This is a genomic window from Lutibacter sp. (assembly GCF_041562875.1).
Lineage (GTDB): Bacteria > Bacteroidota > Bacteroidia > Flavobacteriales > Flavobacteriaceae > Lutibacter.
Genome location: NZ_JBFFOE010000143.1, coordinates 1 through 4,983, shown reverse-complemented (window position 1 = coordinate 4,983; position 4,983 = coordinate 1). Strand labels below are relative to the sequence as shown.

The 4,983-nt window shown below is 32.0% G+C and carries 2 protein-coding genes and 1 pseudogene; 2 read left to right on the top strand and 1 reads right to left on the bottom strand.

Translation table 11 applies throughout. The annotated features are described in order from the left end of the window. On the top strand, positions 1-2,580 hold a 2,580-nt coding region (locus ABY863_RS12795), incomplete at its 5' end, for a M4 family metallopeptidase (RefSeq protein ID WP_372795443.1). An 81-nt stretch (positions 2,581-2,661) separates the two neighbouring features. Next, on the top strand, positions 2,662-4,521 hold the full coding sequence (locus ABY863_RS12790; protein WP_372795441.1) for an ABC-F family ATP-binding cassette domain-containing protein: 1,860 nt from the start codon (positions 2,662-2,664) through the stop codon (positions 4,519-4,521). Positions 4,522-4,607: 86 nt separating this feature from the next. Here the strand turns inward: ABY863_RS12790 and ABY863_RS12785 are convergent. Next, positions 4,608-4,983 (bottom strand): annotated as a pseudogene (locus tag ABY863_RS12785) (tryptophan--tRNA ligase); the annotation flags it as partial.

Sequence of the window (4,983 nt, the reverse complement as noted above, 5' to 3'; positions counted from 1 at the left end):
GATAATAATTGGACAGCTGCAGAATGGGATAATGCTGCTAAAGATAACGGTGCATTAGATGCTCATTGGGGAGCTGAAATGACTTACGATTATTGGTTAACTAAGCATGGAAGAAATAGTTTTAATAACACAGGAGCAGCAATTAATAGCTATGTTCACTATGATGCAGCTTATGATAATGCTTTTTGGGATGGTTCTAGAATGACGTATGGAGATGGAAGTTCAAACGGAACAGTAGGTAACGGTTATTTTGATATTCTTACTTCATTAGATGTAGCTGCACATGAAATTGGACATGCAATTTGTACTTATACGGCCGATTTAGCTTACCAAAAAGAGTCAGGAGCTATGAATGAAGCTTTTTCAGATATTTGGGCAGCAGCTGTTGAAGCTTATGCGGCTCCAGAAAAATCAACTTGGTTAATTGGTGAAGATATTGAAAGAAGAACAACAAGTGTTGCATTAAGATCTATGAGTAACCCAAAAGATGAAGGACAACCTGACACTTACGGTGGAACTAATTGGGTTAATGTAAATTGTGGCACACCAACTCAAACAAATGATTATTGTGGTGTACATACTAATTCGGGAGTTTTAAATCATTGGTTTTATATTTTATCTGTAGGAAAAACTGGTTCCAATGATATTGGAAGTTCATACAGTGTTTCAGGTATTGGAATTGATAAAGCAGCTCAAATAGCTTTTAGATTAGAAAGCGTTTATTTATCTGCGAACTCAACTTATGCTGATGCGAGAACTTCAGGTATTCAATCTGCTGAAGATTTATACGGTGTTGGCTCTCCTGAAGTAATTGCAACTACAAATGCTTTTTATGCTGTTGGTGTTGGAAGTGAATATGGCAATACTTCTGTTGCCTATTGCACATCTCAGGGAAATAGTGTTGCAGATGAATATATTGGACGAGTACAAATAGGAACTATTAATAATTCAACTGTTTCAGGGAGTGGTTATACGAATCACACTGCTATTTCAACCGATTTAAATAAAGGAGATGTAGCTACTATTACAATTACACCTACTTGGACTGGTACAGTATATAGTGAAGGTTATGCTGTTTGGATTGACTACAATAAAAATGGAGATTTTAGTGATGCTGGAGAGTTAGTTTGGTCAAAAGTTGCTTCAAAAACTACACCTGTTAGTGGTACTTTTACAGTTCCTGCTTCAGCAGTTAGTGGTTCAACTAGAATGAGAATTTCTATGAAATATAATGCAGTCCCAACCGCTTGTGAGGCCTTTTCTTATGGTGAAGTTGAAGATTATTCTGTTGTGTTGGTTGATGCTACCCCTGATATACAAGCACCTATTGCACCTACTTTAGTTTCAAGCAACAAAACTCAAACTAGCGTTGATTTATCTTGGAGTGGAGCAACAGATAACGTTGCTGTTGCTGGTTATGAAGTATATCAAGGAGCTAGCTTATTGGCTTCTATTACAGGAACTTCGTACCAAGTTACTGCTTTAACAGCTGGAACTTCATACAGTTTCACTGTAAAAGCAAAAGATGCTGCTGGCAATATTTCTATTGCTAGTAATGTTGTAAATGTTACTACAGTAGCACCTGATACACAAGCGCCAAGTGCTCCAACATTAACAGCTAGTAATGCAACTAATAGTACTGTTGATTTATCTTGGAATGGAGCAACAGATAACGTTGCTGTTACAAGTTATAATGTATATCAAGGTGCTAGTTTATTGGCTTCAGTAACAGGTACATCATATCAAGCTACTGCTTTAACAGCTGCAACTTCTTATAGCTTTACTGTAAAAGCTAAAGATTTAGTGGGTAATATATCTGTAGCGAGTAATATTGCAACTATTACAACATTAAATAACCAAGTTACTTATTGTACAACTAAAGGAAGTAATTCTTCTTACGAGTGGATTGACTATGTTTCTTTTGGTGGAATGACAAATACTACTGGAAATAATGGAGGTTATGCAGATTTCACATCAAAAGTAGCTACTGTTGTTAAAGGAAGTACAAATCAAATTTTAATGAGTGCTGGATTTAGAAGTACTGCTTATACTGAATTTTGGGCTATTTGGATAGATTATGACCAAAATGGAATATTTGATACTACTGAAAAAGTTGTTTCAGGGTCTTCTTCTAGTTCTGCGAATTTATCTGCTGATATTATAATTCCAACATCAGCATTAACAGGTCAAACTAGAATGCGTGTTTCTATGAAATATAATTCAGCTCAAACAGCTTGTGAAACATTTTCGTATGGGGAAGTTGAAGATTATACTGTAAATATAAGTAACACCGCAGTTAATTTTAATTCATCTTTTACCTCTATTCCTTCAGAAAATTTAGGAAATGAAAGTGTAGCGGACTTAAAAGTGTATCCAAACCCAACAACTAAATCTATTCAGGTTAAACTAAACAAAAGTAAAGCCTTAAGTTATAAGATTACAAACAAACTTGGGCAAATTGTAAAAACGGGAAAAGAACTTAGAGAAAATATTGATGTCTCTAATTTAAAACCTGATGTCTACATATTAGAAGTTAACGACGGTCAAAAATCAATTATAACTAAATTTATTAAAGAATAATTATTAACTTCATTTTTACTTTAAAAACCCGAGAATTTCTTCTCGGGTTTTTTTATGTAGCTTTGCCAAAATTTATAATGAATGAATTACCTGTCAGTTGAAAACATATCAAAAGCATTTGGAGAAGTTGAACTTTTTAGTGATATCTCCTTTGGAATAAATAAAGACCAAAAAATTGCTTTTATTGCAAAAAATGGAGCTGGAAAAACTTCAATTCTTAACATACTTGCGGGTGTTGCAAGCTCTGATACTGGACAAGTAATTTCTAGAAAAGGATTAAAAATTGAATATTTATCTCAAGAAGAAGATTTAGATCACGATTTAACGGTTGAACAAACTATTTTTAATTCAGATAACGATACTTTAAAAGTTATTGAAGAATACGAAAATGCATTAAAAAATCCTTCCGATGAAAAAGCATATCAACAAGCTTTTGAAAAAATGGAACGACTAAATGCATGGGATTTTGAAACACAATACAAACAAATTTTATTCAAATTAAAATTAGAAGATTTATCTCAAAAAGTAAGTTCGTTGTCTGGTGGGCAACGTAAACGTTTATCTTTAGCTGTAATTCTTATTCATAAACCCGATTTGTTAATTTTAGACGAACCAACCAATCATTTAGATTTAGAAATGATTGAATGGTTAGAAAATTACTTTAAAAAAGAAAAAATCACCTTGTTCATGGTAACGCATGATAGGTACTTTTTGGAACGAGTTTGTAATGAAATTGTTGAGTTAGATAACGGTGGTTTTTATACGTACAAAGGCAATTATTCTTACTATTTAGAAAAAAAAGAAGAACGTATTGTTGCAGAACAAGCAACTGTTGATAAAGCTAAAAATCTATTTACCAAAGAATTAGACTGGATGCGTAGACAGCCAAAGGCTCGAACCACCAAATCTAAATCTAGAATTGATGATTTTTACAAAATAAAAGAAGAGGCCCATAAACGAAGAGACAATCATAGAGTTCAATTAGAAATAAATATGGAACGTATGGGTTCTAAAATTTTAGAACTTCATAAAATTTCGAAATCATTTGGAGATTTAAAAATTTTAGACAAATTTGAATATAACTTTTTACGTGGTGAACGTATTGGAATTATTGGAAAAAATGGAACGGGGAAATCTACATTTTTAAACATTATTACTGATGGAATCCCTGTAGATTCTGGGAAAGTTTCTGTTGGTGAAACTATTAAATTTGGATATTACACACAAGATGGAATTAACCCAAAACCAGGTCAAAAAGTTATTGAAATTATTAAAGAATATGGTGAACAAATTCCGTTAACTAAAGGTAGAAGTCTTTCAGCAGCTCAGTTACTTGAGCGATTTTTATTTAGCAGAAAAAGACAATACGATTTTGTGGAAAAATTAAGTGGTGGCGAGCGTAAAAGACTCTATTTATGTACCGTTTTAATTCAAAACCCAAACTTTTTAATTTTAGATGAGCCAACGAACGATTTAGATATTATTACCTTAAATGTATTAGAAGATTTTTTATTAGATTTTCCTGGTTGTTTATTAGTGGTTTCTCATGATCGTTATTTTATGGATAAAATAGTTGACCATTTATTTGTGTTTCAAGGTGATGGAATAATTGAAGATTTCCCTGGAAATTATTCAGATTATAGAGTGTATGAAGATTCAAAACCTAAAGAAGAAAGTGTAAGCATTCAAAAAGAAGATACCCGAGAAAAAAATACAACTGTTGTTAAACTTTCTTTTAAAGAAAAAAAAGAATTTGAGGCTATTGATGGTAAAATTGAAGCTTTAAACACTCAAAAAAGTGAAATTGAAGCTAAGTTCTTAGATAGCACACTTTCTGGTGAAGAAATTAATGAGTTATCTATAAAATTACAAGAAATTAGTTCTGAAATAGATAAAAAAGAAGAACGTTGGTTTGAACTTTCTTCAAAGTTAGAAGGGTAGAAATCTTAAAAACATAAGAAAACCCGTTAATCTAAATTTATTTCAGATTAACGGGTTTAATTTATATATATATATATATTCTTTTTTTAATACCCCAACTTCTCTCTAACTCGTTTTAAAACACCTGTAGCTACAGCTTTGGCTTTTTCAGCCCCAATAGCTAGTGCTTTATCAATTTCTTCAAGGTTGTTCATATAATAATTGTAACGTTCTCTTTCAATAGAAAATTTTTCGACTAACAATTCATAAAAAGCTTGTTTCGCAGTTCCATAACCATAATTACCACCTTCATAATTAGCTCTCATTGCTTCAATTTGTTCGTCAGAAGCTAATAATTTATACAAGTTAAATAAATTACAAGTATCAGGATTTTTAGGCTCTTCTAAAGGAGTAGAATCTGTTTTTATTTTCATAATTTGTTTACGCAATTGCTTATCGGGTAAAAACAAATTGATAATATTT